Source organism: Bradyrhizobium sp. (assembly GCF_049581145.1).
In the GTDB taxonomy this organism is placed as follows: domain Bacteria; phylum Pseudomonadota; class Alphaproteobacteria; order Rhizobiales; family Xanthobacteraceae; genus Bradyrhizobium.
In genome coordinates, this window is sequence record NZ_JBAURI010000525.1 from 1 (window position 1) to 4,224 (window position 4,224).

6 protein-coding genes are annotated in these 4,224 nt (G+C 64.8%); 2 read left to right on the plus strand and 4 right to left on the minus strand.

Features of this window, described 5'->3' with window-relative positions; genetic code table 11:
* Nucleotides 1–325: J domain-containing protein (locus WCB02_RS17105; protein ID WP_423959757.1), on the minus strand; the 325-nt coding region annotated here is incomplete at its 3' end.
* Nucleotides 326–433: 108 nt separating this feature from the next.
* The gene (locus WCB02_RS17110) at nucleotides 434–793 is read right to left on the minus strand and encodes an RT0821/Lpp0805 family surface protein (RefSeq protein ID WP_423959759.1); all 360 of its coding nucleotides are present in this window, start codon (nucleotides 791–793) and stop codon (nucleotides 434–436) included.
* Nucleotides 794–978: 185 nt separating this feature from the next.
* Between WCB02_RS17110 and pdxH the strand changes: the two genes are divergently transcribed.
* Both pdxH and WCB02_RS17120 read left to right on the plus strand, forming a co-directional pair.
* A complete protein-coding gene (pdxH, locus tag WCB02_RS17115) occupies nucleotides 979–1,617 on the plus strand; it encodes a pyridoxamine 5'-phosphate oxidase (protein ID WP_423959762.1) in 639 nt (212 codons plus the stop codon).
* Nucleotides 1,618–1,630: 13 nt separating this feature from the next.
* Complete coding sequence (locus WCB02_RS17120) at nucleotides 1,631–2,386, plus strand: SDR family NAD(P)-dependent oxidoreductase (protein ID WP_423959763.1); 756 nt, start codon at nucleotides 1,631–1,633, stop codon at nucleotides 2,384–2,386.
* Between the two features lie 244 nt (nucleotides 2,387–2,630).
* On the opposite strand, the gene WCB02_RS17125 is transcribed toward WCB02_RS17120, so the two are convergent.
* Both WCB02_RS17125 and WCB02_RS17130 read right to left on the minus strand, forming a co-directional pair.
* The gene (locus WCB02_RS17125) at nucleotides 2,631–2,942 is read right to left on the minus strand and encodes a hypothetical protein (RefSeq protein ID WP_423959765.1); all 312 of its coding nucleotides are present in this window, start codon (nucleotides 2,940–2,942) and stop codon (nucleotides 2,631–2,633) included.
* 140 nt (nucleotides 2,943–3,082) lie between these two features.
* On the minus strand, nucleotides 3,083–3,694 hold the full coding sequence (locus WCB02_RS17130) for a hypothetical protein (RefSeq protein WP_423959767.1): 612 nt from the start codon (nucleotides 3,692–3,694) through the stop codon (nucleotides 3,083–3,085).
* Nucleotides 3,695–4,224: the final 530 nt, after the last annotated feature.

Sequence of the window (4,224 nt, forward strand, 5' to 3'; positions counted from 1 at the left end):
GGCCCGCGCCGCCACCGCTGCGGAAGGTATAGCTCTCGAAGCCGCCAGGGCCGCCGGCGCCGGCGCGACCACCACCACCGCCGGGAAAACCCTGAAAGCGCGGCTTGCCCTCGGCGTCGATCTCACCGCGATCGAACGCCTTGCGCTTGTCCTCGTCGCCGAGGATTTCGTTGGCGGAGTTGATCTCGGAAAAACGCGCCGCAGCCTTCGGGTCGTTCTTGTTCGAGTCGGGGTGGTGCTTCTTGGCGAGCTTGCGATAGGCGCTCTTGATGGCCGCAGCGCTCGCGCTCCGCGGCACCCCCAAGACCTCATAGGGGTCGCGCATCCGTCACATCTCCTTCACGGGAAAATCGAATCATAGACCAAGGGCGTGTTGCCCGCTTGCGGTTTCATCTGGGGTGCCCGTTGTATTTTTGCAACGGGGATGAGCGAGCTAACCGCGCCGCCAGGGCTTCAAGGTGTGGATTTCCCAGCGACCGTGGCCGTTCTGACAGGCCGCACCCTGCAGCCAGGCTTCGGTCTTGCCGTTGACATAGCTCGCCAGGAAATCACGGCAGGTGCGCCCATCGTCGTCGGCATAGGCCGCCGCCACCGGCGTCACCGAGCCGCGCGCGCCGGTCTGCGGATTTTCCCACGGCTGGCTGGAGTCCTTGTTGCCCCTGGTCAGCACGTCGGAGGCAGCATTGCGGGCGAAGGCGAGATCGCTGTCGGTCGGCTGCGGCCCGCTCGCATTGCTGACCGAGCCGGTCGGCAGGTCGCTGTCCGACATTTTGGCGAACGCCCCGCGTGACATGCTGCAGCCGCTGCAGGCCACACCGATGAGAATCACTGTAACCGCAGCCAGCCTCGGCCCGATCGCCGATAGGCCAACGCGTCCCCATGCCCTATATAGGACGGGACTCAACCGGCGCTGCAACGCGGCCTTGGCGCCTTTGGCTGCGGACGAACGCAACTCGGACAGCAATACGGGCTCCTGGAATGACCGACACGACCCCGATCAAACACCCGACACCGTTAACAGGTGATTTCACCGAGGCCGGGGAACCCTTCGCGCTGTTCACCGAGTGGTTTTCGGAGGCCGCAAAGTCCGAGCCGAACGATCCGAATGCGATGGCGCTTGCGACCGTCGACGCCGATGGCCTGCCCGACCTGCGCATGGTGCTGATGAAAGGCCATGATTCCACGGGCTTTGTCTTCTACAGTCACATTGCGAGCCAGAAAGGCCGCGAACTCGCCGCAAATCCCAAGGCGGCGTTGCTGTTTCACTGGAAGTCGCTGCGCCGGCAGGTCCGGATCCGCGGCACTGTGTCGCCGGTGACCGATGCCGAAGCCGACGCCTATTTCGCCAGCCGGCCGAAGCAGGCCCAGCTCGGCGCCTGGGCCTCGAAGCAGTCGCAAGCCCTGGAAAGCCGGTTCGCCTTCGAGCAGGCGATCGCAAAGGTTGCCGGCCGCTACCTCATCGGCGAGGTGCCGCGCCCGCCGGGCTGGAGCGGCTGGCGCATCGCCCCGCTGCGCTTCGAGTTCTGGCACGACCGCCCGTTCCGCCTGCACGACCGCATCGAATTTCGCCGCGAGACGCCGGATCAGCCCTGGTCCAAGACGCGGCTTTATCCCTGAACGAAAGACCCTCATGCCGAGCTCATCCAACCTGCCGCCGCGACGCACGATGCTCCTGACCGGAGCCAGCCGCGGTATCGGGCATGCCACCGTGATCCGCTTTTCCTCAGCCGGCTGGCGCGTCATCACCTGCTCGAGGCACCCGTTTCCCGAAGAATGTCCATGGGGCGCCGGACCGGAGGATCACATCCAGGTCGACCTGGCCGACCCCGGCGACACCACGCGCGCGATCTCGGAGATCCGCGAGCGGCTCGACGCCGGCGAGCTGCACGCGCTGGTCAACAACGCCGCGATCTCGCCGAAGGGCAGCAACGGCGCGCGGCTCGGCTCGGTCGATACCGATCTCGACACCTGGAATCACGTGTTCCGGGTCAACTTCTTCGCGCCGATCATGATGGCGCGCGGGCTGATCAAGGAATTGAAGGCGGTGAAGGGTTCGGTCGTCAACGTCACCTCGATCGCGGGCTCCAGGGTGCATCCCTTCGCGGGCGCGGCCTACGCGACCTCGAAGGCCGCGCTCGCAGCCCTGACCCGCGAGATGGCGTTCGACTTCGGCCGCGTCGGCGTCCGCGTCAACTCGATCGCCCCCGGCGAGATCGACACCTCGATCCTTTCCCCCGGCACCGAGAAGATCGTCGAGCAGCAGATCCCGCTGCATCGGCTCGGCACGCCCGACGAGGTGGCCAAGATCATCTACGTGCTCTGCACGGAAACCAGTTCCTACGTGAACGGCGCCGAGATCCATATCAACGGCGGGCAGCACGTTTAGAAATTGCTCTGCTATTGATGCCGCACTCCGTCATTGCGAGCGCAGCGAAGCGATCCATCGCGCCAAAGGAGTAATGCCGCGGGGAAAAATGGATTGCTTCGCTGCGCTCGCAATGACGCCAGGGACGCGTTCGCGCGGCCGGTTGGGCTCGAGTGGGCGGCTCGCGGGCTCAAGACGCCTCGCGATCACGCCAGATAGCAAAAAGGCTCCGGATTGCTCCGGAGCCGATGTGATCGCTCGCCAATCAGTGGTGATGATGGTGGTGATGATGGTGATGTCGCCGATGCGGGATCACAACGATGCGGCGTCGGTAGGCGTGGTGGTGATGGTGGTGGTGGTGGTGCTCTGCGACCTGGAATTCACCGGTCCTGGATGCCGCGGCGGGGCTCTGTTCGTCGATGGCGAGCAGCAGGGCGCCGGCATTCGGGATCGGCTCCAGCAGCTCGGCGTAAGAGTTGGCCTGCAATGGGTCGGTCGGCGCAGGCGCGGCCTGTGCAGATCCAAGTGTCCCGAGCGCGGCCACCGCGCCCAATAGTCCAGCAATCTTTCCTTCCAAGGCATCCTCCTGTGTGTGGATAGGCAACGCGAGGCAACCGCGTGCCGCTGAAATGGTTCCCGCAGAAATCGATCCATTCTGTGGTGTGAGCCATCTTTCGGGCCGAGCCGCCTTCGCACCGAATAGTGGGCAGTGCGGTCTCACGCTTGGCTCTCTGCCGCTTTCGTCTCGACAACCGCCCCGCGCGCCTTGGCCCAGTCGATGGCGATGCGCCAGGTCAGATAGGCGCAGGCGGCGACGCATGCGATGTAGAGATAGGTCTGCGCCGGCGGATAGATCCAGGGCGTGCCCTGCTTCAGGTTACCGATGCAATAGACCGAGGCCGACCCGCCCTGAAACGCGGTGTCCGAGAGCTGCTTGGCCGCGCTCCAATTGTCGCAGCCGGGCCTCGACGGCACGAGCTTCAGCATGAATTGCACGGCCATGAAGGCGGCCGACGCCGCCGGCACGCTGAACAACAGATAGAGCCAGGGGCTGATCTCGCTCTGCAGGCTGATGGTCTCGTCCAGCGCGGTTTCCCGCGCGAGCAGCAGCGTGTCCGCTTCCAGTTTCAGCGACACCAACAAAATGAGCGCGAGGACGGGGCCGAACACGACGATCACGGCGGGGTTGATGTCGAGCGCGACGCCGATCCCGGACCCCTTCGCGACGCTTTCGCCGCTCCGCGTCAGCACGCACAACACCAGCAGCAGCAGGCTGCGGTTGCCGAACGATCGGAGAAAGCTGGTTTCGGCGGTCAGATAGGAAAGCACGGCACACCTCTCGAACGAAACGGTCCGTGCTCATTGCAGCGCGCTGCAAGCAAAAGTGAGACGGCGGCGCGACATGGGCAAGAATGACGAAAAAAGACCGATGTCTGCAGCCCGCTCGCGGATGCATTGGCGCGCAATAGCGCGAATTACGCCAATTCGCCCTGGAAGCTCTCAACTCCTGCACGCAACGACTTGCGCAGCCGCACCTCCCGTGAGCCCTGCAGCAGCAAAGTGATCGGCCTGCCGCGGTAACGACCACACCGCCGCCACACGCCAGGCGCCATCATCGCGCGTGCAACCGCCGCGCTGTGATTCGCTTTCTGCGTGCGGCTATCGCACGATCCCGCGCCCGCCCGACACAAACCGAAAGGACCACCCGCACCCGATGGGACGCTTTGCCACCACGGTGCCGCTGTACGAGGATTTGCGGCAGCCTTATCCGGGCGAATTTTTTCGCGATGTTTCAGGACGGCTCGGTTTCACCAAGACGCTTGCGCTGATCGACCTCGGCACCGGGCCCGGCCTCTTGG

What these genes read in the sequence shown, in the direction of transcription:
- WCB02_RS17110 (WP_423959759.1), bottom strand. Translation starts at nt 793, where the DNA reads ATGTCACGCGGGGCGTTCGCCAAAATGTCGGACAGCGACCTGCCGACC.
- pdxH (WP_423959762.1), top strand. Translation starts at nt 979, where the DNA reads ATGACCGACACGACCCCGATCAAACACCCGACACCGTTAACAGGTGAT.
- WCB02_RS17120 (WP_423959763.1), top strand. Translation starts at nt 1,631, where the DNA reads ATGCCGAGCTCATCCAACCTGCCGCCGCGACGCACGATGCTCCTGACC.